Raw genomic sequence first — 22,671 nt, 5'->3', positions numbered from 1 at the left:
GTTTATATAATGGCTAAAGAAAAGGTTGTTTTGGCATATTCCGGTGGATTAGACACTTCAGTTTCAATTAAGTGGATACAAGAACAGTACGGTTATGATGTTATCGCGTTAGGCTTAGACGTTGGGGAGAAAAAGGATTTTGAAGCGATCAAAAACAAAGCTCTTGACGTTGGTGCAATAAAAGCAATTATGGTGGACGCGAAGGAATTATTGGCTGAGGAATATATTTTACCTGCACTAAAGTCAAACTGCCTTTACGAAGGAAAATATCCAATTTCCTCCGCATTATCTCGACCGTTAATCTCAAAATTGTTAGTGGAGGTTGCGGAGCAAGAGGGTGCGGTAGCCGTTGCTCATGGTTGTACTGGAAAAGGGAACGACCAAGTTCGTTTCGAGGTTTCTATTCAAGCTTTAAATCCTAACTTAAAGGTGATTGCTCCTGTACGTGAATGGGGGATGACCCGTGACGAGGAGATTGCTTATGCGAAGGAAAAGGGAATTCCAGTACCTGCTACATTAGAAAATCCTTACTCCATTGATGCGAACATTTGGGGAAGAGCGTGTGAAGCTGGTGTATTAGAGGATCCATGGGTAGAAGCACCTGAGGAGGCCTTTGAATGGACGGCACCAATCACTATGACTCCAGATGAAGCGGAATATGTTGATATTGAATTTGATAAAGGAGTTCCTGTAGCTCTTAATGGAGAGAAAATGGAGCTTGTTGAGCTTATTGAAACATTAAATGCTGTTGGCGGAAAACATGGTGTAGGTCGAATTGACCACATTGAAAACCGCCTTGTAGGAATCAAATCCCGTGAAGTGTATGAAAATCCAGGAGCGTTAATTTTGATTAATGCTCATAAGGAGCTTGAGTTTTTAACGTTGCCACGTGAAGTAACGCAATTCAAAACTCAGGTAGATCAACAAATGACACAGCTTACTTACGATGGACTTTGGTATTCTCCATTGAAGAAAGCTCTTGAAGCATTCGTGAATGAAACACAAAAGGTTGTTTCTGGTACAATCAAGGTAAAGCTTCATAAAGGAAACCACACCGTTGTAGCACGTAAATCTGCTAACAGCTTGTATAATGAGGAGCTAGCTACGTATTCTAAAGGAGATGCTTTCGACCACAACGCAGCAGTAGGCTTCATCAAGCTATGGGGCTTAACAACAAAGGTTTACACAGAAGTAAACCAAAACAGTGGAGCTACCCAGCAAGAGAAACTACTTAAAGAAGAGCACATCGCCCTCCAAGGAGAAAAACAAAACGACTCCAAGATCTACGGGTAAACGGTGAAATTAGTCCTATAATATAGAAATGAAATTCAAGTTTGCTGGCCACACCGCCAGCAAACTTTTTATAAGAAGTTGACTCTTGAGTCATCACAAGGTTTAGAATTACTTGTATAAACGTACAGTAATTAGATTCTACCATGTCATATGAAAAAGGTCGCATTAACCTTGTCTCTCGACTCCGTTACAGGCGGATCAATTACGCCTAAGGGCAGCCCACGTCCTGCGTCTGCGATTACTCGACGCAAACTATTTAGGGAAGCGTCTTAGGTCCCGCTTGTGGGCCCCACAGGGCGTGAGCACGAGGAGGCTTGCGGTTCGCCCGCGGAAAGGGAGTGGGTCGTAGCGAATGAACTCAATAGTTAGAGTTAGAGCCATAATTAAGGGAGGAAATTAAGTAATGTCTAAACTATGGGGCGGAAGATTCACAAAAGAAACAAACAAACTAGTGGAGGAACTAACAGCTTCCATTTCCTTCGACCAAAAGCTTGCATCTGAGGACATTGAAGGAAGCCTCGCCCATGTACAAATGCTAGGCGAGTGCAACATCATCTCCACGGAGGACGCAGAAACGATCAAAGCAGGGCTCCTAAAGGTAAAGGAAAAGCTAGAAAACGGTGAGCTGGAATATTCAGTTGCCAATGAAGACATCCACATGAATATAGAGAAATTTTTGATCGATGAAATCGGTGCTGTGGGTGGAAAGCTTCACACTGGCCGTAGTCGTAATGACCAAGTGGCTACTGATATGCACCTTTATTTGAAAAACCACACCCAGGAGATCATTGGGTTAATTGAAGGTGTCCAGGCTGCCATCTTAAAGCAAGCGGAGGCTAATGTGGATACAATCATCCCAGGCTATACTCATCTTCAGCGAGCGCAACCAGTATCCTTCGCCCACCATTTAATGGCGTACTTCTGGATGCTCGAGCGTGATAAGGGTCGCCTCGTAGACAGCTTGGAGCGTGTTAATTGGCTACCACTAGGTGCTGGTGCTTTAGCTGGAACGACATTCCCCATCGATCGTCACCGAGTAGCAGAATTACTTGGCTTCGAGCATATTTATCCGAACAGTATGGATGCTGTAAGTGATCGTGACTTTATTTTAGAATTTTTATCAGCAGCTTCTATTATCATGATGCATATTTCCCGTCTGTCAGAAGAGCTTGTTATATGGAGTAGCCAAGAGTTCCAATTTGTAGAGCTGGATGACTCCTTCTGCACAGGGTCAAGCATCATGCCACAGAAGAAGAACCCTGATGTACCAGAGTTGCTTCGGGCAAAAACAGGTCGAGTTTACGGTAACCTTATGGGACTGCTCACTGTGTTGAAAGGTCTCCCATTGGCCTATAACAAGGACATGCAAGAGGATAAAGAGGGCATGTTTGATACGGTAGAAACGTTGGAAGGTTCCCTTCAATTGTTAGGACCAATGATTGATACAATGACCGTAAATGATGAAAAAATGCGTCAGGCTGTTAACCAAGATTATTCTAATGCCACAGACATTGCAGATTACTTAGTGACGAAGGGCCTCCCATTCCGTGAAGCACATGAAGTCATTGGAAAAATTGTATTATATGCCATTGAAAATAAAAAGTTCTTGCTAGAATTAAGCATAGATGATTATCAGAAGTTCCATGAGCTGTTTGAAGATGATATTTACGAGGTGCTGGCCCCAGATAACGTAGTTGCCGCAAGGGGAAGCTACGGAGGAACCTCCCAAGCTCAAGTAAAAGAACAAATTGAGTTAGCGAAAAAACAATTAAGCTAAATGAAGGTTTGGCGCTCTACGTTCTTCTTGAACGATAGAGCGTTATTAGATATGTTTTATCTTACTGTAAACAAACAAGGGTAATGTTTTACCTGCGCAATTGTCTTTGTATACAAAATATGTTACACTCTAATAGATTAATGTCTAGCGGTCATTAATATATTAATATAGTATTTTAGAAAATTGAATTTGAGCTTCATAGTTATAATAAGATATAATATTAGGATTGGTAAATGGAAGAACAGTTTATTATTAATTGAGTCTTATCCATGGCCTAACTTCAAGGGACATTGAAGTTAGGTCTTTTTTTATTATATTGAGATAGGGATGTTTTCGGAGGGATTTAGCTTAATGATAAAGGAGAAAAAAGATCAGGAAGATTTAATATATATTAGCAGTCAGCTAAGTAAGTTACTTAAGAAAAGCTTTGGTAAGGGACCAGACTCTTGTTTTAGCATATTGCATCAGAACATGTTGTTTGTAAACCTTCGTCAATTTACAACTCCAGCAGAAGAGGTCCTTCTATTTAAGAAGGAAAAATCCTTTGCTTTAAAGTTTCGTTCGATTATTTTACAGTCGGTATTTGAGAAATTTAAACCAGAAATGAAAAAAACGTTATCCTTGGAGTTCGATAGCTTTTTTCACGACTGGAATTATGATACGAATTCAGGTTTTATATTGTTTACAAAAAAAACAAAAACAGCAAATCAGACTGGGAAACTAGATCGTCTAAAAAATCAATACTTAGAGGAAAGTATTTTTAACTGCTATTCAGAAACTTATAAAACACCTCAATCAATTGACCTTTGGAAAATAAATAATAATCTTATTATGGCAAAGTGTCACGATATTTTATTACCCATTGAAAAGGAACTGTTTAGACAAGGCCATTATGAACTCCTTTATAACCACCTTGTGGAAATAAAATATAGTATCATAGAACATAAACGTAATTTCTCTTTTTCCTTAGATCGTGAAATTATCGATATGTTTCTTGTTTGGGATTACGATCTTAACAATAATTATTTAATCCTATATTTGAAATAAATTATTGTTCTAAAGATGTTAAAAAAATGAAAAAAGAGTAATACTAATATGGAGGCATTAACAAAAATACCAAGGGATGCCAATATATTTTTGCCAGAAACACCAAAGTTCTTTAATAGTTCACTACTCCTATGCTATTATAAAAGAGATTATTGTTATAAATGGCAATAATTAAAACGATTGGCCCCCCTTTCGAAAGAAGTGTTTCCATGCAAATTCAGGATAAACTGAAACATATTAGCAGTTACACAAGTAAGTTGTTAAGGAAGAAATTTGGGAGGGGTCCCGAATCATGTCAAGCTACAATGAGTAAGAAATATCTAATTCTATATATTCGTGGGTTTATTTCCCCAATGGAAGAAGTTTTAATTAAAAAGGGGCAAATTTCCTATGTAGATCATGCCCGGGAAGTCATTATTGGTCATTTACTAGAGGAAATTAAGGGTGTTGTTCAAGTAGACCTTGATGTAAACGTGGAAGGGTATTTTCACGATTGGAATTTTCCAAATAACTCTGGAGTAATCTGTATGGTACTGGATGATGATACTTGTGCTCCTGTACATAGCCCAACCTTTAGCTTAAAGGATTTGGAACTAGAAGTTGCAAGAATTACTGCAATGGTGCAAAAGGAACCAGATAAAATTAAAACTTACCCCCTTTCACCGCATATTGTACTAGTGGAAAGGGTTGGGATTCTAATTCCCATAGAAAAAGCATTGATTCAAAACGGTTACCAAGAAGAGTTAAAACTAACAAAGGGTAATTTAGAAAAAAGCTATTTTCATCACCAAAGCAATTTCGATGATATATTTAATACATATGTCCTTGATATTTTTATCGATTGGGATTTTAAAATGGATAAATCAATGATTTGTTTCGTACTTAAGTAATAGGTAAATGATGTGGAAAAGTCACTGCGATAAAAGTCACACATGGCCTGATCTGATTACGTTTATTTTGTAGTCTGATTAGGCTTTTTTTAATTGTGGATAAAGGATGATGTAAATTATGGGACAGAATAGTGGTATAAAAATGATTGACCCTAAATTTTTTCTCGTGATGACAGTTTTAGCAGCAACTCTATTTTGGCTGGTCATAGCCCTTAGTTCAAATTTAAACCTGCTGGCAGTTCTTTTAATTGTCTTATTATCTTTAATAATTTTTACAGGTATAATTTATCTACTATGGGAAAGGAAAAGGGCTAGGTGTAAAGAAAAGGAATATGAGCTTTTTATTGAAAATTTACCCATTACTGTTCTATTTATAAAAAAGAACAAAATCCATTATATTAATAACCGGGGTCTGTATTTATTTGAGGCCGAGTCAAAAGATGATATAACAGGGAATTCCCTTTATGATTTTACATCCATAGATAAAAACATGTTTTTGGCTGAAGAAAAATCCGACCTCAATGAAAGCGAGGGAGGCACGATCATTGGCAAGCTGCGAACCTGTCAAGGACAAATGAAAGATGTAAAAATAAATTATTTTTATAATAGCTTTCTCCAACAAGAAGGCTACAGTGTAGTAATTAAAGATATAACGGAATTTAAAGAAAATGAGAAAAAACTTCACCATTCAGAACAGCTTTCTGTCATAGGTGAGCTAGCAGCGGGAGTAGCCCATGAAATTCGAAATCCATTAACGAGTATTATGGGATTTCTCCAGCTAATTGATAATGATGGGCATTCTACGAAAATGTATAAAGAAATTATGGCGTCTGAGCTAGATAGAATTAATCTCATCGTAAATGAACTTCTATTGTTAGCGAAACCGAAGGAATATGAATATGTACCAAGGAATTTATTATCACTAATAAATACAGTTGTAACGATCGCCAATACCCAGGCAATTTTACATAACATACAAATTGTAACGAAATTCTCTGATGATATAAGACACCTTTTGGTAAATTGTGAAGAAAATAAACTAAAGCAGGTTTTCCTTAACCTTCTCAAAAATGCCATCGAAGCCATGTCAAAGGAAGGTCAGATTACAATTGAAATAAGGAAGAAGTCTGATCAATATGTAATCATTTCCTTTATCGATCAAGGTGATGGTATTCCCGAGGAAATGCTGCACAATCTAGGTAAAAGGTTTTACACTACGAAAGATGATGGCACGGGTTTAGGCTTAATGATTAGCATGAATATCATCCGAGAGCACAAAGGAGAATTGAACATTACTAGCAAGAAAGGTGTAGGCACGAAAATCGACGTAAGCTTACCTATATAAGTTCAATATTGAGAACAAAGCAGTATGATAGCCACTAATTATCATACTGTTTTTTTAAGGAAGGCACTTTGAGTATAAATTGATTTTTTATATAGCTCGAATGAGTGAAGAGCAATAATTCCAGCGGCGAGTGTTTACTTCACGAGTAAGCTAAAGCGTTGCCCACGGAGCCAGGACGGTGACATTACTGTAACGAATTCGAGGGATAACCTTATTATGAACAACAGAATTTTAGTAAAAATCTTTATGGTAATGGATTAATTACTAAAAGTTCATTGGAAATTAAGGTATACTAACCATATCTCATAGAGATAAAACTGGGAGGTAATAAAAGTGGAGCAAGATATTAAATTGATCGCCTTGGATATGGACGGAACACTTTTAAAGGACAATCACGAAGTATCCCCAGCCAATCGCAAAGCCATCAAGGTTGCCAAAGAGCAAGGAATACATATTGTACTTAGTACGGGAAGGTCTATTTTGTCCTGTAAGGAATATGCAGATTCCCTGGAGCTAGACTCCTATTTAGTTACAGTAAACGGCAGTGAGATTTGGGATACTCAAGGGAACTTAATAGACCAGAATCCAATTGATGCTGAGTTAATTGAAATGCTTTGGGACTTAAAGATGAAGCACAACACGCAATATTGGGCCATTTCTTCGGAAAAAGTTTGGCGGGATGATTTTCCAACAGATATTCAATCCCAAAATTGGCTGAAGTTCGGCTTTCATTTTGAGGATGCCAAAATTCAAAAGGAGGTTACTGAATTACTAACGAAGCACGAGGCTTTAGAAGTGAGTAATTCTAGTCCGACCAATTTAGAAATTAACGCTGCAGGAATTAATAAAGGGTTCGCATTAGAAAAAGTGTGTAATTGGTTAGATATTACGATGGACAACGTTATGGCCGTAGGTGACAGCCTTAATGATATAGTCATGATAAAGGAAGCGGGTGTTGGTGTTGCCATGGGCAACGCCCAACAAAAGGTAAAAGACGCGGCCAATTGGGTAACCAGCTCTAATAATGATGACGGTGTCGCCAGGGCTATAGAAAAGTTTATATTAGACAAATCTAAAGCTGTAGAATAATACTCCGTATATCTTTAATTACTCCTATATGCTAACGGTTTTTAACCGAAGTGAGATGAACCCGGTTCAGGTGACCGGGTTCATTGCATAAATCAGGGAAAAAGTGAGTCTTCCCTACATCCTTTCCACAGCAATTCTAACTATTCAACAGGTCGGCACACAATTAAGCTTCTATAAAACATATTAAAAGCAGGACAATCGTGCTTAATGCTATAATAATAAATATATAACATTGTATATATAGTATAAATGGCGAAAAAGGGCGATATAATCTTTCAATCTTCTTAGTTTACAGAACCTTTCGAATTTTTTCACATAAAAATCATTGGATGTAAATAGAAGGGGTGTTTGTGGTGGGGAAGACGAAGCATGAAGGACCGATGAAGTTACCGAAGTGGCCGGATCCGAGGCTTTGGGCGAGCTGGGTTCCTTTTGGCTTAGGGAAGGTGAAGCAGAAGCATATTCGGGATACGGCGAAGGTGGCGTGGGAGAACAAGGATAATTGGCCTTATGCGACAAGGATTTTGACGCAGGGTGTTTGTGATGGCTGTGCTTTAGGTGTTTCGGGGTTGCGGGATCAGACGCTTGTGGGGACGCATATTTGTACGACTCGTTTGAATGTGCTGCGCTTAAATACGATGTCGGCGATCAAGGATGAGGTTCTCTTTCAGGATATCGTTCATTTAAGGACGTTGTCTAGCTCTCAGCTGAGGCAGCTTGGGAGGATCCCTTATCCATTGTCGAGGAAACCTGGGGAGAGAAAGTTTAGAAGAATTTCGTGGGATGAGGCGTTGGATCGTATTGCAGCAAAAATAAAGCGGGTGAAGCCAAAGCAGCTGACATTTTTTTTAACGGCTCGTGGAATCACGAATGAGTCTTATTATGTGGCTGGGAAGGTTTCTAGGTTTCTTGGAACAAACAATATTGATAACGTGTCTCGAATTTGTCATTCTCCAAGTAAAACAGCGTTGAAGCGTTCTATTGGGGTAGGAGCGTCAACGTGTAATTACCAGGACTGGATAGGTACGGATGTTCTTGTATTCTGGGGATCGGTGGTTGCAAACAACCAGCCTGTATCTACGAAATATATGTACGCAGCAAAACGGAAGGGTACAAAAATAATTGTCATCAATCCTTACCACGAGCCTTCCATGGATAAGTATTGGATTCCGTCTATTCCTGAAAGCGCTTTATTCGGGACAAAGATGGCAGATGATGTGTATCAGGTGAATATCGGTGGGGACATTGCTTTTATGAATGGAGTCATGAAGCATTGGTTTGAGATGGAGAAGAAGGAGTCTGGTTCTGCCATTGATAGGGAGTTTGTTAGGGAACATACAAATGGTTTTGAGAAGCTGAAGCGGCACGTGGAGCAGCAGGATTGGAAGTCGTTAGAGAAATCAAGCGGGTTGTCCAGGGCAAGGATGCTGGAGTTTGCACGGTTACTGGCTGGTTCAAAAAGCGGTGTGTTCGTTTGGTCCATGGGCTTAACCCAGCATCGCTTTGGAACGGACAATATCTCACAGGTTGCTAATTTAGCGTTGCTCCGTGGATTCCTTGGGCGAAAGCATTGTGGTGTCATGCCTATTCGTGGTCACTCTGGGGTGCAAGGATCCGGGGAAATGGGGGCAGATCCTTTCGTTTTGCCTGGAGGGGATTTTGATTCGGCGAATAAAAAGCGTTTGGAGAAGCTTTGGGGATTTACAATTCCTGACTGGCAGGGGGATATTATAGGGGTATCCTTGGAAAATGCCATGCTGCCGAAGGGGCACGAACGGAAACTGAAGGTTTTATACACTTCTGGAGGAAACTTTTTGGAAACGATGCCCAACCCAGATTTTGTTCAAGAATGCTTGGAGAATGTGGATCTGCGAGTGCACCAGGATATTATTTTAAATACATCGGCGCTGCTGGATGCCCGGGAAGAGGTCATTGTTTTACCGGCCATGACACGCTACGAGCAGCCTGGGGGTGGTACCTCCACTTCAACGGAGCGTATGGTTTATTTTTCCCCGGAAATTAAAGGTCCTCGAGTTGGAGAGGCACGAAGCGAGTGGGAGATTTATGTGGATTTGGCGAAGCGGGTAAAACCTGAGTCGGCAGAGTTGATTGATTTCCGTGATGTTCAGGAGGTACGGGAGGAAATTGCTAAAGCCAATGTGAATTATGACGGTATTCAGCATTTGAAAAATAAAGGAGACGTATTCCAATGGGGCGGAGCATGGTTGTGTGAAGATGGTGTTTGCCCTACGAAGGATGGCAAAGGCCAGTTGCTCCCAATCGTCATACCAGAATTACGGAAGCCAGAGGGCCATTTCTATGTGACTACACGTCGTGGCAAGCAGTTTAATTCGATGATTTACGAGGGGGTAGACCCAGTGAACAATGCGGACCGCTATGATGTGTTAATTCATCGGGAGGATGCCCGGGAGCTTCGGATTTTAGAAGGAGAAAGGGTTGTAGTCTATAACAAATTTGGTGTGTTTCACGGCCGTGCCAAGTTCGAGAATACGAAGCGTGGTAATATTCAAGTCTATTGGCCGGAAGGAAATGTGCTTATCCCTAAAGGCATTTATGAACAGTATGCAGGCATCCCAGAATATAATACAGCAGTAATAGTGGAAAAGGCCGACACCTTCCACGCAAAGAAGGATACAAAATATGTGGAGCGCCGAATCGAAGAACTAGAGACAGAGATTAGTTAGATGGATTGGAAATGATAGAAGACACAAAGGAGTTTACTAGCATGGAAAACTCAGTGATGAGGAAACAAGCCATCGTAAAATATGATATTGGTGAATTCCTCGAAGTGGAGGATGTGGTAGCAATAGAAGCTCCCCTAACAATTGTGATTAATGGAGAGGAATTTGCTACAATGCTTTGCACCCCTTCCCACTTGGAGGAGCTTGTCGTCGGGTTTTTAGCGGCGGAAGGATTGATCAGAACTTACAAAGAGATCCAGAAAATAACGATCGATGAGGATAAAGGTTTTGCCTATGTGAAACTGGAGAAAGTTAGTTTGAGTACGAGCGATGCTACCACAAAACGGGTTGTTGGCTCATGCTGTGGGAAAAGCCGCCAGTTTTATTTTCAAAGTGACGTGAAGACAGCAAAAACAGTGGTGAAATGTTCCTCCATTTCCGTTGAGCAGTGCATTAAGTTGATGCGAAAGATGCAGGAAGGTTCTGATGATTATCAGAGAACCGGGTGCCTCCACAATGCAGCGTTATGCACCAAAGACGATATTGTCATCTCAAGGTCTGACATTGGCAGGCATAATGCTTTGGATAAAATTTATGGTTATTGCTTGATGAATGGAGTAGGGGTGCGGGATAAGGTGATCGTGTTTAGCGGACGGATATCATCTGAAGTTTTGTTGAAGGTTTCAAAAATTGGCATCGGTATTTTGCTATCGAAGTCAGCACCCACTACCCTTGCTATCGAGTTGGCTGAAGACCTCGGAATTACTGCTGTTGGCTTTATTCGGGGGCAGAGACTTAATGTGTATAGTAGGAGTGATAGGATTATATGTGATAAGGAGTTAAAGGGAGACTAGATGTAATTTCTATGAAGTAGGTAAGGGAATCTGAGTGAGGAAAAAATGTTTCATGGAAGCTTTTATGAGACGCGTAAGGAAGAGTAAGGTATACCCGTTTCATAAAGTGTTCATGAGACAGGTAAGGTATATACAGCGAGTAATACTTGTTTCATAAAGCTATTCATGAGACAGGTAATGGGGTGAGGGCAAGGAATACCTGCTTCATAAAGTGTTCATGAGACAGGTAAAGGCATGAGAGCAAGTACTACCTGTTTCATAAAGGCTTCATGAAACGTGAAAACGAAGCGAACAAGGGAAATGGCGTTTCAAAACGGTAGTATGAAACGCGAGAGCGAAGCATTCAAAGAAGTTCGCGTTTCATAGTATCTCTTTCACCCTTCCAACCTGTCCATCCTCCAGTCGGACTTTGATTCCATGGGGATGGGTATTTGATTTTGTTAAAATATCCTTCACTATTCCCCTTGTTAGCTTTCCTGTTCGTTGATCCTGTTTAAGAACAATATTAACTTCCATTCCTGGGGAAATATTTTTACGTTGTTGTCCATTCACCGTGAGCACCTTCTTTCGTTCACTTAATGTACTACGTTTTCCCCATTTTAGTCAAAAAATTTATTTCTCTTTAAAAAACGATCGGTTCATTATGGTAGTATGTAATCAGTAATACATAAAGTAGTTCAATGTACAAATAATTAACCAATAAATGGAGGATAATGAAAATGAACTATCGCCAACTAGGTAATACAGACTTGAAGATCAGTGAACTGAGTTTTGGCACATGGGCTATTGGAGGATCATGGGGTAAAACTGATGATCAAGAGTCCCTAAAAGCTTTACAAAGGGCCATGGATGCTGGGGTTAACTTTTTTGATACTGCTGATGTGTATGGTGATGGACATAGTGAGGAGCTACTTGCGAAAGCAACAAAGGGAAAAGAGGATGACATTTACATTGCTACGAAGTTTTGCCGGGGCGGTGATATTCACAACCCGGAAACGTACTCTGACGAAACGGTGAGACACTATCTCGAAAACAGTTTAAGAAGACTTCAAAGGGAAAGGATTGATCTCTACCAGATTCATTGTGCCCCTTTTGAAATTCTCAAACAAGGAAAAGTATTCGAGGTACTGGACAAGCTTCAGCAAGAAGGGAAAATCAGACATTATGGTGTGAGTGTGGAAACGGTGGAGGAAGGACTGTTTTGCCTTACTAACCCGAATGTGAAGGCACTTCAGGTTATCTTCAACATCTTTCGTCAAAAACCAATTGATGAACTCTTCCCACAGGCGCAAGAAAAAGGGGTGGGAATTCTTGCAAGGGTTCCTCTGGCGAGTGGCTTACTAACTGGTAAGTTCAAAACGAATACCGACTTTGAAGCAGATGACCATCGAAATTTTAACCGGGATGGGCAATCCTTTAATGTAGGGGAAACTTTTGCTGGGGTGGAATTCAAGAAGGGCGTTGAGCTAAGCGAAAAGCTGAGTTGGATAGCCGAAGGCCGAGGGACCATGTCCCGTGCGGCACTAAAATGGATACTGCAGCATGAGGCAATAACTACGGTTATACCTGGTTTCAAAACAACCAAACAGGTGGAGGATAATCTTGCTGCGACAGAAGTACCTGACTTTTCCCAAGAGGAATTGGAAAAGCTAGCGCAATTCTACAAGGAAGAAATTCACGAGCATATTCGAGGTGCTTACTAATCAATTAACAATAACCCCGAGCTTCCCTCCGGAGCTCGGGGTTATTATTTGTCTTTGAAAATTTTTGCAAGGGAGTTGTAAAGGAGGAACCCGATCCAGGCTCCGAGCATATTCAATAGTACGTCATCCACATCGAAGACGCCCATGACGGAAATGTATTGAATAATTTCCAGGGCAGTGATTGGAAATAGGGAGATGAGTAATATCTGCCGTGCTTGATTAAAGGTTGGGAATAGCAGGGCTATAAAGTATCCTAATGGGATGTAGGCGAGAATATTCCCAAATAGATTGTAAAACCAGATTGAAAAGTTATAGTGTTCGAAATTCATGATGTAGGTCAGGATGCTGGAAAAGGGTATGAAATTGGTAGCGGGTTCTTGATAATGTCCCAAAAATAAGACCAGCGTAGGGACTGTGCCCCAAATACTTATGGTTATTAGCAATAAAAGGTACAATAGGAATAGAAAGTAGAGGGATCTATTCTTACTGTATTTCACATAGTAAACTCTCATTTTCCACGGTCCTCTCTTGTTATCTATCATATTTCTAGATGTATGACGAAAGGACGAGATTATTCACAAGAAAAAAGACAACCCCCTGAATATTCCAACGTGAGTTACTTTGCCAACACAGTACGCAGCTTCTCGGTATAAATGTCTGGTTGAAATGCATAAGAGGTAAGATGACTGAAGTCTTCTATTCCTACAACATCAAAATGGCTTAATAGAATAACGTTTTTTTGGAAGGGATGTTCCCTTTAAACAGGGCCTCCATAGATGACCTCAAAGTGGGTCATTCTTTACTTGACAGTCCATAACTAGATCGGGATTCTGTTGAAAGGATGGTATTTAATTTATAGGCTGGCGCTGGCACTTTTACATGATTTTTTAGCTTTCATAAAAACATTTTACAAAAAGTGCTCTGACATGGGCTTTTCCAACGAGAGTTTGTCTTACAAAATTTCATAATTTCATATTTCGTCAAATTCCTCCTTGCTTATAATTAGGGTGTCCTTTTTTTTTATAAAAGAGATATGTTACAATGACCACTAATTGTTCCAAAAGAAAGGGAGGAGTTTTTGACATGAAAAAAATCGTAGGACTTTCACTTGCCGCAATGCTTGTACTTGCAGCATGTGGTGGGAATGAAGATGCAGACATAGAAAACACAGGAGAGGAAATAGAGGATCCAGCTGTTGAGGTAGCTGCGGAAGAAGAGCCAAGTGGAGATACACCATTTGATCCAGAGGATTATCCAGAGGTAATTGCCACTGTAAACGGTGAGGATATACAGAGGGAAATGTTTTTAACGCATTTAGAACAGCAAGCAAGCATGTTAGCTAGTCAAGGGATTAGCCTTCAAGATGAAGAGGGAGCAGAATTCCTTGAGATGTTAGAAATGCAGCTTGTAGAGCAGCTTGTTAATGAGCAAATTCTTGTTCAATCTGCCACTGATGCTGGGATAGAAGCTACTATGGAAGAAGTGGACGCTGAAATAGAACAGCTTATGGCTGAAGCAGGTATAGCTACAGAAGAAGAACTAGAGGAAATTTTAGCAATGCAAAATAACACGACGGATGACCTTCGTGAAGAGCTTATGCCGCTAGTACAGCGCAATAAATTTTTAGATTCTCAAATAGAGCTTCCGACTATTTCAGAGGAAGAAATCCAGGAAGTGTATGATGCTTATGTAGCGAGCATGGAAGGGGAAGACGTGGATATTCCTTCCTATGAAGAGGTTAGGGATGACATTGAACGTGACCTCCAAAATCAGCACAGACAGGAGCAATCTGCTGAAATCCTTGACCGATTAAGGGAAGAAAGCGAAGTTACAATCAACATCTAATTGTAATTGAAAAGGAATATGGACAAAGGAGGGTGTCTAAAAGGTATGTTTATAACCTTTTGGACACCCTCTTGTGCTATACGACCCATGGAGGTTGTAATTTTGAAACTGAAGATAAAATAAAACCGTAATAAAGGTTGCAACTAAATTTTTGAATGGTTGTTTACCCTACAGCCATAGATTGTAAAAGTTACGTTTAAATAAATAGGATTCATGGCAATGCTCGTAATACAGAGATTTTTGTGGAAAAAACCCAATAAATACTCTTTGACTTTTTCAGTGTAATCAACGATGATAAATATACTCATTTTGATTAGGACAGCCTTGTAAAGGAGGTGAATACAGAGATGTTTTTCGAGCTATCCAACGATCTAGTCCCCATAATACTATCCATGAGCTTATATTTGACGGTGCTCGGGCTGCAGCTAGTGAATGGAATGGCCCAAGACTATGCTATGAGCCGGCGGTCTATAGCCAATGAGAGCCTTCGCACAATCGAAGTCAATTCTTCCAATGAAGAAGAAGCGACGGAAGAAATGGGGCAGAAGCAAAACTTTATAACAAGAATTGTGAAACGAAAGGAAGCCCCTGAAGACGATTCAGATTATCTTTTCTCCTCGATTAAAATGGATTTTGATAGAAAACGAGGAGGACAACGATGGAAAATAAATCTGTATTCAACTTCTTTAAAAGGTATGGTATTTTCCTTTTAATCGGACTATTAGCACTAACATTAACGGGATGTGGAGCCACCAATGAACCTATTGATGAAAACACAGCAGGTTTTTTCAATCATTATGTGGTGTATCCATTTTCTTATTTGATTAAATTCTTTGCAGTATTATTTGATGGGAACTATGGCTTGTCGTTGATACTCATGACATTGCTTATTCGGTTGGCTCTGATGCCCCTAATGCTGAAGCAATACAAATCACAGCTTACCATGAGAGAGAAAATGGCAGTCATTCAACCGGCAATGAACGAGCTAAAAGAAAAGTACAAGGATAAAAAGGACTCAGAATCCCAACGGAAAATGCAACAGGAAATGATGCAGTTATATCAAAAGCATAATTTTAACCCCATCGCTTCTATGGGATGTTTGCCAATGATGATTCAACTGCCAATCATGATCGGTTTCTACTGGGCTATTATGCGTACTCCGGAAATTGCGGAGCACTCCTTTTTATGGTTTAACCTAGGAGAAACAGATATGATATTGCCTATCATTGCCATGATTGTGTATTTTGTGCAATTTAAAGTATCACAAATTGGCGTGCCGGTACAGCCTGGCCAAGAAGGTATAATGAAGATAATGGGCCTTATGATGCCTGTCATGATGGGAGTATTCTCCTTCTCCATGGCTGCAGCTTTGCCCCTGTACTGGACAGTGGGGGGAATATTCTTAATTGCCCAGTCACTCCTGTCGAAAGCCATCTACAAGCAACCTGAACCAGTAATGGCAACACCTTCCGTGGAAAAATAATTGGAATATATGAAACCGTAAAAAAGCAGCAAACCAACTAAAGGGTTCGCTGCTTTACTTTTTTTCAAAAAAGTCATTTAACGGTTATCAATGGTTTCCGGATACATATCGTGGTTCATCATACGGTGTTCAGCCATTTTCTCGTATTTTGTTCCGGGCTTACCGTAGTTCACGTATGGATCGATGGAAATTCCTCCACGTGGAGTGAATTTTCCCCATACCTCGATGTAACGTGGATCCATTAATTTCACTAGGTCATTTAAAATAATATTCATACAGTCCTCATGGAAGTCTCCATGGTTCCGGAAACTAAATAGATAAAGCTTTAAGGACTTACTTTCTACCATTTTTTTATCTGGAATATAACTGATATATATGGTTGCAAAATCAGGCTGACCTGTTTTGGGACATAGACTAGTAAATTCAGGGCAATTGAACTTAACGAAATAGTCGCGGTAATCGTGTCGATTTTCAAAAGCCTCTAAGATACCAGGGTTATATTCAAATTCATATTGTGTCCCTGCTTCCCCAAGCAAGGAAACCTCATCATGTCGACTATGCTTATGAGACATTTGGAACTGCCTCCTTATTGCTATTATTTGTTGATTTATTGCTGTCACCCTTTAACCATTTAACAGTTAAATAAATAAATGGTGTATCTGCTGCAGCAATGGCTAATTTTACTAAATATTGTGTTCCAATCATGGTAAATAATGCAGACAATGGCATTACTCCATAAAACGCGATAAAAACAAAGATCGTAGAGTCAATAAGCTGACTTGCCATTGTGCTTCCGTTGTTACGGAGCCAAAGGTGCTTTCCTTGTGTTTTCTCCTTCAATTTATGGAATAAATTCACATCAAACATTTGTGAAATAAAGTAAGCAATTAATGAAGCGGCTACCATTCGAGGAACAGCTCCTAAAATTGCCTCAAACTCTCCTTGCATTGGCCAATAACCGGCAGGAGGTAATGTAATAGCTAAATAGAAGAAGCCAATCATCAGTACATTCATAACTAAACCAATGATAATAACTCTCTTAGCAATGGATTTACCATAAACCTCAGCAATAGCATCTGAAATTAGGAACGTTAAAGGGTACATTAGAATCCCTGCAGTCAAAACGATGCCGCCAATGTCGAACAATTTGGCTGAAATGACATTTGATACAAGTAATGCCGTAAAGAAGATCCCCGCCAATAGCACAAGCTTATACACCTGTGTCTCGTTTAAAACTATTGAATTTTTCATAAAATCATCTCCCTAGTTTTTATTTATAGAGCGGAGGATGGTTTCGAACTCCGCTAACTAAACTACTTTAACACATATCTATGAAAAAAGAAAAAGGAAAATACAACTAATATTAGATCCGATGCAGAAGGAATTTTCCCACCTTGGAGAATAAAAATTTTATTCTGATTGGAATGGGCGAAGGTCCGTGAGACTCCCGTGGGAGAATGGCCTAGCCAAGACCCCACAGCGACGTAGTCGCGAGGAGGTTTGGCAGGTCACCCACGGAAAGCGAGCGGACCGTAGCGAATGACAACCTGATTTGTATTTTCAGGGTAGACTTATGCATAAAAAGAAGCAGATAAGGGTTCATCCCTTGTCCTGCTTCTAAATCACAATCATTTTATTCTTCGTTTTTATTATTTTCGTCTTTAATCCTCGTGATGGACATGAGATACTCCACCAATGCTTCCTTTTCTTCTTCTGTAAATCCTGCCTCTTCATCAACCCAAAACTCATGGCCTTCTCCGGTTACGTGAACCTTCTCCAAGCTAGGGTCAGCTTTGTTTGCCTCAATTACTTTTTGCCGAAGGTTACGGTCTACTAATGCCATTAAGCTGTTTGCTGGATCTGGCTTGATGGCTTTCCGTAGTGTCCCTGGTATTCCAAGATCCTTTTTAATATCTGGACCTACTGCAACCCCACCATCGTGTAAGTATGGAGCAGACCACACTAATCCAAGAAGTCCTTTAACCTTGTATCCACCTTCGTTTCCTTGTGCTAAGACAAGTTTCAACTGATCTTCATCCAAGTGATTCGTAGGCACCTTCAGTTTTTTTGCCCCCTTAGGAACGGGAACTGGTGTATCAAAGGAATAGATCCAAGCTGTATCCATGATTTTTACGGCGTCACGGAAAGCCTTTGCTCTTGAAGGTTCAGTCTTCATTTTTTCCGCAGGAATGACCTTATTATTGGTGTAGCCTTGTCCCGCATGGCAAGCTGTACATCCGGCTTTATCAAATACTTCTCGCCCAGCTTCAACTTGAACACTATCTTGTTCTACATTTGATGGAGGGCGTAAGGAATTCTGGAAAGCAGACATGGCATTTATTTGCTCGCCTACTTTAAAGCCAGGTGAACTTACAATTGTTCCATTTGGTGAAAATAACGATACATTTGGGAAATGTGGAGGCTTTACCATCTCATTCACCCCAGGTACTTCTGGTGAATCATCCAGTCTTGCAAAAAACTCGGATGGCTTCTCCCCACTTTGTGGGTCATATCGATAATTGTCATTAGCTGCATTTTGTAAAATGACTCCAATATACACTTCCTTATCAATGTCAAACAGCTCGTTACTTTGTTCAAACTGAGACAGTAAATCGGAGTTTTGTGCATGGACATTATTGTTCAGTGAGCTAAGTCCCTTGAAAGGACCGACGGACGCGAAACCGTTCCAGCCGTATGGATGGTCCTCAAAGGTAAAGGAATCGGGAATTTGTGCCGGATTACTTTCTAAATCAATGGTGGAATCGAAATTTCCCTTTGGCCAGCTAGCCAATGTCTTATCCACTTCTGCCTCCATTTTTTCCGGATCCGGCAGGGGAGCTTGTCCCCCTTCACTTGTAGCCACATAAAGGGAGTCCTCGCTTATATACTCCTCCATAACCTCCACTTCCGTGTTTGGAAAAAATGCAGTGGAGTTAGGAGCTAACGCCAACAGCATTCCCGCATCAAAATCAGCATTCGGAGCTCCTTCCACAACCTTCCCTGTACGATCATCGATGGTAGCGTGACAGGAGGCGCAGCTTGCTCCAACACGAATTTTTCCCCTTTCATAGCTTAAAGGCATTCCCATGGGAGCAAGGGCGCCCTTAGGTAAATCGAGCCCAGTGTCAATAAGTTCCCCTTTTTCATACGTACGATCTCCAATGGTCACGTCCTTAGCCAGCCTAACTTGCAGATTACTTGTTGGTTCACCACTTAGCTTTTGTTTTATGATAGCCATTGCCATACTTGAAAGAGTTATTCCACCATCAAGCACCCCAAGGATATCCGTTAAATACTCCTCATTATTAAAAGTTTCCCGATAAAATTGTTCCCTACCAAACTGAAGGAACTCCTCGTCAACACGAACAGCACCCTCCTTAGGGGTGAGATCATGACTATTAATGTTGGAATGGATCATTGTATTTGCTTGATCCATAGGAATTCTTTTTCCCCACACATCATAGCCAGTAAAGTTATCATATGTGTCATTCAGAAGGTCCTCTTCATTAGGGACATAGGCGTATTCAAATTCAATAGTAAAGGCTGCAAAAATTAGTGCAACCAATACACCCACTAGAATCCACCAACGTTTTTTCATTTTCTGTCATACTCCTTTCCTACAGATCTTCTTCATAATTTCTACCAATCGTCACAGAATATACAAGGACCCGGTCTGTCATGAACCGGGTCCCGTACAATTTTGTGAATATTCCTGGGATTTGTATGAGAGTGAGGTGGGGTATTATTTATGCTATTTATTCTGTCCTTGGTTTTGTTGGGTCACATTGTGGCATGGATAGCTCTGTTGTCTCTGCCAGTTTCATTAAGTAGTAGCATTCCTCTCTAGCCATATGATCTGCCATAAGGGGAGTCAGTACGCCTAATACTTCTTTACCGAGCCTCATTTCTTCTAATTCTCTTAAAAAGGCTTTAAACACTTCCATTTCTAATTCGATATCCTTATGAAACTTAGATAATGCAGGGAACTGGGTGATATTTGAGCGTAAATAACCGGCTAATTCCACAGCTTTAATGTAAAAGTCTTCCCACTCATTTTTAAACCTTTCACTCTTCAGCTTTAAATCATACTCTACATGATCTAGGTTATCATTTATGGCACCGGAATGACCGGCAGCATCCAGTAACCAAAGTAAGTCATGATGAAGAGGGTGTACTTCAGGGGGGGGTTCCCTTTTTAGTAAAAAGGAGAACAGCCTCAAGGCCTCTTCTAGCTCATTTACCATATGATTTAAAAAGGTAGTAGGAAGTGTGATTTTCACATCACCAACAAGTTGATCCCGTATAATTGCCAGCTTTAGTTTTCGGAATTCAAAAGTGGTATCATTGGCCTGTTTCAATAAAGTCATTAAGTTTTTATCGTTCAGTGATCGACGCGCTTCTGCAAGTAATTGATCATACCGTTTAATAAAATAATCTGCTGTTTCTACATATTCTGTTTCCCCGGGAGATAAGGAATCATAAATAAAACGACCATGGTCTCCTAACACCTGTAACCAGAAGTTCAACTCAAACAATGCTTCTTCACGAAAGGTCTTAGCCAATGTATTTTCCCACCTCCATATTCATGACACATTAAATATATGTATAGAAAGTAAGTATAATGATCATTATTCACATAAAAATGGGTGTAATCTAAAAACACCTTAAGACAGTATTAAATAGTGATCAATTGTAAATTCAATGAATAACTCCGGTAAAGAATCACCGATACTGTTTATATGTGCGTTTTCTCAAGAAAACGTGGTAAAATAGTAAAGTTATATTTGCAAGCAGGAAGTAAGCTACTAGCATTTCAAACGATTTTTTTCAAAAAGTAAGGGAGATTCTTTTTAATACATAGATATATCTATGCATTTATGTTATAACAACATATAAATATAGGTACTTGTGAAAATTGTCATGAAAGGTTGATACAGAATGAGTGAACTAAATAACACGTCATCCAATTTTATAAAAAGCATTGTAAAAGAAGATTTGGCGACAGGGAAGCATGATCAAATTATTACTCGTTTCCCACCGGAACCGAACGGTTACTTACATATTGGACACGCCAAATCTATTGTTCTCAACTTCGAGCTTGCTGACGAGTTCGGTGGAAAAACGAATCTCCGCTTTGACGATACGAACCCGTTAAAGGAGGATACGGAATTTGTTAATTCCATTAAAAAAGATATTGAGTGGCTCGGCTATGAGTGGGATGGCTATCATTTTGCATCTGACTACTTCGATGAAATGTATGACCGTGCTGTTCTTCTTATCAAAAAAGGTCTTGCTTATGTTGAGGATCTTTCCCAAGAGGAGATACGTGAATATAGAGGGACGTTGACAGAGCCTGGAAAGGAGAGTCCATCTCGTAGTCGATCCATAGAAGAGAATCTTGATCTATTTGAGCGTATGAAAAATGGGGAGTTCGGAAATGGCGAGAAGGTACTCCGGGCAAAAATTGATATGTCCTCCCCCAATATTAATATGAGAGATCCCGTTCTTTATCGTATTTCCCACACTACTCACCATAATACAGGGGATAAATGGTGCATTTACCCAATGTACTCCTTTGCTCATCCGTTAGAGGATGCCATCGAAGGGGTGACTCACTCCATTTGTACCCTGGAGTTCGAGGATCAACGTCCGTTATACAACTGGGTCGTTGAAAAGTGTGAAATGGAAGCAAAGCCAAAACAAATTGAGTTTGCCCGTTTGAATTTAACGAATACGGTGATGAGTAAGCGGAAGCTTAAGCTTTTAGTGGATGAAAACTATGTGGATGGTTGGGATGATCCACGTATGCCGACGTTATCTGGCCTGCGCCGCCGTGGTTTTACACCAGAGTCTATTAAGCAATTCTGTCGGGAAATTGGAGTGGCCCGCGCTGATAATACAGTAGATGTTCGCATGCTAGAGCACTTCATCCGTGAAGACTTGAAGATGAAAGCACCGCGGACCATGTCTGTACTGCATCCGTTGAAGGTTGTTATTACGAACTATCCTGAGGGTGAAGTGGAATGGCTTGATGCGGAGATCAACCCAGAGAACGAAGAGATGGGGACGCGAAAAATTCCATTCTCCAGGGAAATCTATATTGAACAAAGCGACTTTATGGAGAACCCGCCGAAGAAATATTTCCGCCTGTTCCCAGGTAATGAGGTACGTCTGAAGCACGCTTATTTTATTAAGTGTAACGAGGTTATTAAGGATGATGCGGGGAATGTGGTGGAGCTTCACTGTACGTATGACCCGGAAACGAAGAGTGGTACCGGCTTCACTGGACGAAAAGTGAAGGGAACGCTCCATTGGGTGGAAGCAACCCAATCGAAGGAAGCGGAATTCCGATTATATGATTCTTTGGTCCTGGATGAAGGCAGAGGGAATGATTTCTTAGATCACATTAATCCTAATTCCCTGGAGGTTGCACACGGATATGTGGAGCCAAATATGGTAGACGCGAAACCTAACGATAAATTCCAATTCTTCCGTCACGGCTACTTTAATGTAGACCCTAAGGATTCTGTGGACGGTAAGCTGGTATTTAACCGAATTGTAGAGCTTAAGAGCTCCTTTAAGCTGTAGTTATGTTTGTTTTGTTGGAACAACACTGTTGGTTTTATGCACCAGCATGTTGTTC

General features: G+C 40.3%; 19 protein-coding genes. 13 read left to right on the top strand and 6 right to left on the bottom strand.

From position 1 onward, the window contains the following. Window positions 1-9 precede the first annotated feature (9 nt). From J2S74_RS21470 to fdhD, 8 genes are all read left to right on the top strand, one after another. On the top strand, window positions 10-1,293 hold the full coding sequence (locus J2S74_RS21470; RefSeq protein WP_307329901.1) for an argininosuccinate synthase: 1,284 nt from the start codon (window positions 10-12) through the stop codon (window positions 1,291-1,293). A 403-nt stretch (window positions 1,294-1,696) separates the two neighbouring features. After that, the gene (gene argH / locus J2S74_RS21465; RefSeq protein ID WP_307329896.1) at window positions 1,697-3,070 is read left to right on the top strand and encodes an argininosuccinate lyase; all 1,374 of its coding nucleotides are present in this window, start codon (window positions 1,697-1,699) and stop codon (window positions 3,068-3,070) included. Between the two features lie 351 nt (window positions 3,071-3,421). Beyond that, entirely contained in the window at window positions 3,422-4,117 is a 696-nt protein-coding gene (locus J2S74_RS21460) for a Na-translocating system protein MpsC family protein (RefSeq protein WP_307329894.1), read from the top strand. 161 nt (window positions 4,118-4,278) lie between these two features. Beyond that, the gene (locus tag J2S74_RS21455; protein WP_307329890.1) at window positions 4,279-5,007 is read left to right on the top strand and encodes a Na-translocating system protein MpsC family protein; all 729 of its coding nucleotides are present in this window, start codon (window positions 4,279-4,281) and stop codon (window positions 5,005-5,007) included. 118 nt (window positions 5,008-5,125) lie between these two features. After that, window positions 5,126-6,352 carry an ATP-binding protein gene (locus J2S74_RS21450; RefSeq protein ID WP_307329888.1) on the top strand — a complete coding sequence of 409 codons (1,227 nt, stop codon included), beginning with the start codon at window positions 5,126-5,128 and terminating at the stop codon, window positions 6,350-6,352. A gap of 333 nt (window positions 6,353-6,685) precedes the next feature. Continuing rightward, entirely contained in the window at window positions 6,686-7,441 is a 756-nt protein-coding gene (locus J2S74_RS21445; protein ID WP_307329885.1) for a Cof-type HAD-IIB family hydrolase, read from the top strand. 353 nt (window positions 7,442-7,794) lie between these two features. Beyond that, the gene (locus tag J2S74_RS21440; RefSeq protein WP_307329882.1) at window positions 7,795-10,146 is read left to right on the top strand and encodes an FdhF/YdeP family oxidoreductase; all 2,352 of its coding nucleotides are present in this window, start codon (window positions 7,795-7,797) and stop codon (window positions 10,144-10,146) included. A gap of 41 nt (window positions 10,147-10,187) precedes the next feature. Beyond that, complete coding sequence (gene fdhD, locus J2S74_RS21435) at window positions 10,188-10,997, top strand: formate dehydrogenase accessory sulfurtransferase FdhD (RefSeq protein ID WP_307329880.1); 810 nt, start codon at window positions 10,188-10,190, stop codon at window positions 10,995-10,997. A 360-nt stretch (window positions 10,998-11,357) separates the two neighbouring features. On the opposite strand, the gene J2S74_RS21430 is transcribed toward fdhD, so the two are convergent. Beyond that, window positions 11,358-11,549 carry a YwbE family protein gene (locus J2S74_RS21430; RefSeq protein WP_307329877.1) on the bottom strand — a complete coding sequence of 64 codons (192 nt, stop codon included), beginning with the start codon at window positions 11,547-11,549 and terminating at the stop codon, window positions 11,358-11,360. 167 nt (window positions 11,550-11,716) lie between these two features. Here J2S74_RS21430 and J2S74_RS21425 point away from each other — a divergent pair, with 167 nt between their 5' ends. Next, the gene (locus J2S74_RS21425; RefSeq protein ID WP_307329875.1) at window positions 11,717-12,700 is read left to right on the top strand and encodes an aldo/keto reductase; all 984 of its coding nucleotides are present in this window, start codon (window positions 11,717-11,719) and stop codon (window positions 12,698-12,700) included. A gap of 44 nt (window positions 12,701-12,744) precedes the next feature. Here the strand turns inward: J2S74_RS21425 and J2S74_RS27475 are convergent, their stop codons facing one another. Then, window positions 12,745-13,212, bottom strand: a complete 468-nt coding sequence (locus J2S74_RS27475; RefSeq protein WP_370876048.1) for a VanZ family protein — start codon at window positions 13,210-13,212, stop codon at window positions 12,745-12,747. A gap of 571 nt (window positions 13,213-13,783) precedes the next feature. On the opposite strand from J2S74_RS27475, the gene J2S74_RS21420 reads away from it, so the two are divergent. The 3 genes from J2S74_RS21420 (at window position 13,784) to yidC (ending at window position 16,028) form a co-directional block, all read left to right on the top strand. Continuing rightward, a complete protein-coding gene (locus J2S74_RS21420) occupies window positions 13,784-14,545 on the top strand; it encodes a SurA N-terminal domain-containing protein (protein WP_307329873.1) in 762 nt (253 codons plus the stop codon). A gap of 347 nt (window positions 14,546-14,892) precedes the next feature. Then, window positions 14,893-15,258 carry a hypothetical protein gene (locus J2S74_RS21415; RefSeq protein WP_307329870.1) on the top strand — a complete coding sequence of 122 codons (366 nt, stop codon included), beginning with the start codon at window positions 14,893-14,895 and terminating at the stop codon, window positions 15,256-15,258. After that, entirely contained in the window at window positions 15,204-16,028 is an 825-nt protein-coding gene (gene yidC / locus J2S74_RS21410) for a membrane protein insertase YidC (protein ID WP_307329868.1), read from the top strand. The genes J2S74_RS21415 and yidC overlap by 55 nt, the downstream gene beginning before the upstream one ends. 77 nt (window positions 16,029-16,105) lie before the next feature. On the opposite strand, the gene queF is transcribed toward yidC, so the two are convergent. The 4 genes from queF to J2S74_RS21390 form a co-directional block, all read right to left on the bottom strand. After that, window positions 16,106-16,600, bottom strand: coding sequence for a preQ(1) synthase (gene queF / locus J2S74_RS21405; protein WP_307329865.1), 495 nt, complete (start codon window positions 16,598-16,600; stop codon window positions 16,106-16,108). Next, window positions 16,590-17,279 (bottom strand): queuosine precursor transporter, encoded by a 690-nt coding sequence (locus J2S74_RS21400; protein WP_307329861.1) that lies wholly within the window; start codon window positions 17,277-17,279, stop codon window positions 16,590-16,592. The genes queF and J2S74_RS21400 overlap by 11 nt, the downstream gene beginning before the upstream one ends. A 382-nt stretch (window positions 17,280-17,661) precedes the next feature. Then, window positions 17,662-19,626: an electron transport protein gene (locus J2S74_RS21395; RefSeq protein WP_307329859.1), complete on the bottom strand. Its 1,965-nt coding sequence runs from the start codon at window positions 19,624-19,626 to the stop codon at window positions 17,662-17,664. Between the two features lie 157 nt (window positions 19,627-19,783). Then, window positions 19,784-20,590: a DUF2935 domain-containing protein gene (locus tag J2S74_RS21390; protein ID WP_307329856.1), complete on the bottom strand. Its 807-nt coding sequence runs from the start codon at window positions 20,588-20,590 to the stop codon at window positions 19,784-19,786. 376 nt (window positions 20,591-20,966) lie between these two features. Here J2S74_RS21390 and J2S74_RS21385 point away from each other — a divergent pair, with 376 nt between their 5' ends. Beyond that, window positions 20,967-22,616 (top strand): glutamine--tRNA ligase/YqeY domain fusion protein, encoded by a 1,650-nt coding sequence (locus J2S74_RS21385; protein WP_307329854.1) that lies wholly within the window; start codon window positions 20,967-20,969, stop codon window positions 22,614-22,616. The last annotated feature ends 55 nt before the right edge of the window (window positions 22,617-22,671 follow it).

Origin of the sequence: Evansella vedderi (assembly GCF_030813435.1) — a bacterium.
In the GTDB taxonomy this organism is placed as follows: Bacteria; Bacillota; Bacilli; order Bacillales; family Salisediminibacteriaceae; genus Evansella; species Evansella vedderi.
This window is presented reverse-complemented; position numbering and strand designations above follow the sequence as displayed.

Bases quoted from the DNA above. Each gene is read 5' to 3' on its own strand.
- J2S74_RS21470 (WP_307329901.1), top strand. From the start codon at position 10: ATGGCTAAAGAAAAGGTTGTTTTGGCATATTCCGGTGGATTAGACACT.
- argH (WP_307329896.1), top strand. From the start codon at position 1,697: ATGTCTAAACTATGGGGCGGAAGATTCACAAAAGAAACAAACAAACTA.
- J2S74_RS21460 (WP_307329894.1), top strand. From the start codon at position 3,422: ATGATAAAGGAGAAAAAAGATCAGGAAGATTTAATATATATTAGCAGT.
- J2S74_RS21455 (WP_307329890.1), top strand. From the start codon at position 4,279: ATGGCAATAATTAAAACGATTGGCCCCCCTTTCGAAAGAAGTGTTTCC.
- J2S74_RS21450 (WP_307329888.1), top strand. From the start codon at position 5,126: ATGGGACAGAATAGTGGTATAAAAATGATTGACCCTAAATTTTTTCTC.
- fdhD (WP_307329880.1), top strand. From the start codon at position 10,188: ATGGAAAACTCAGTGATGAGGAAACAAGCCATCGTAAAATATGATATT.
- J2S74_RS21425 (WP_307329875.1), top strand. From the start codon at position 11,717: ATGAACTATCGCCAACTAGGTAATACAGACTTGAAGATCAGTGAACTG.
- J2S74_RS27475 (WP_370876048.1), bottom strand. From the start codon at position 13,212: ATGAGAGTTTACTATGTGAAATACAGTAAGAATAGATCCCTCTACTTT.
- J2S74_RS21420 (WP_307329873.1), top strand. From the start codon at position 13,784: ATGAAAAAAATCGTAGGACTTTCACTTGCCGCAATGCTTGTACTTGCA.
- J2S74_RS21415 (WP_307329870.1), top strand. From the start codon at position 14,893: ATGTTTTTCGAGCTATCCAACGATCTAGTCCCCATAATACTATCCATG.
- yidC (WP_307329868.1), top strand. From the start codon at position 15,204: ATGGAAAATAAATCTGTATTCAACTTCTTTAAAAGGTATGGTATTTTC.
- queF (WP_307329865.1), bottom strand. From the start codon at position 16,600: ATGTCTCATAAGCATAGTCGACATGATGAGGTTTCCTTGCTTGGGGAA.
- J2S74_RS21400 (WP_307329861.1), bottom strand. From the start codon at position 17,279: ATGAAAAATTCAATAGTTTTAAACGAGACACAGGTGTATAAGCTTGTG.
- J2S74_RS21395 (WP_307329859.1), bottom strand. From the start codon at position 19,626: ATGAAAAAACGTTGGTGGATTCTAGTGGGTGTATTGGTTGCACTAATT.
- J2S74_RS21385 (WP_307329854.1), top strand. From the start codon at position 20,967: ATGAGTGAACTAAATAACACGTCATCCAATTTTATAAAAAGCATTGTA.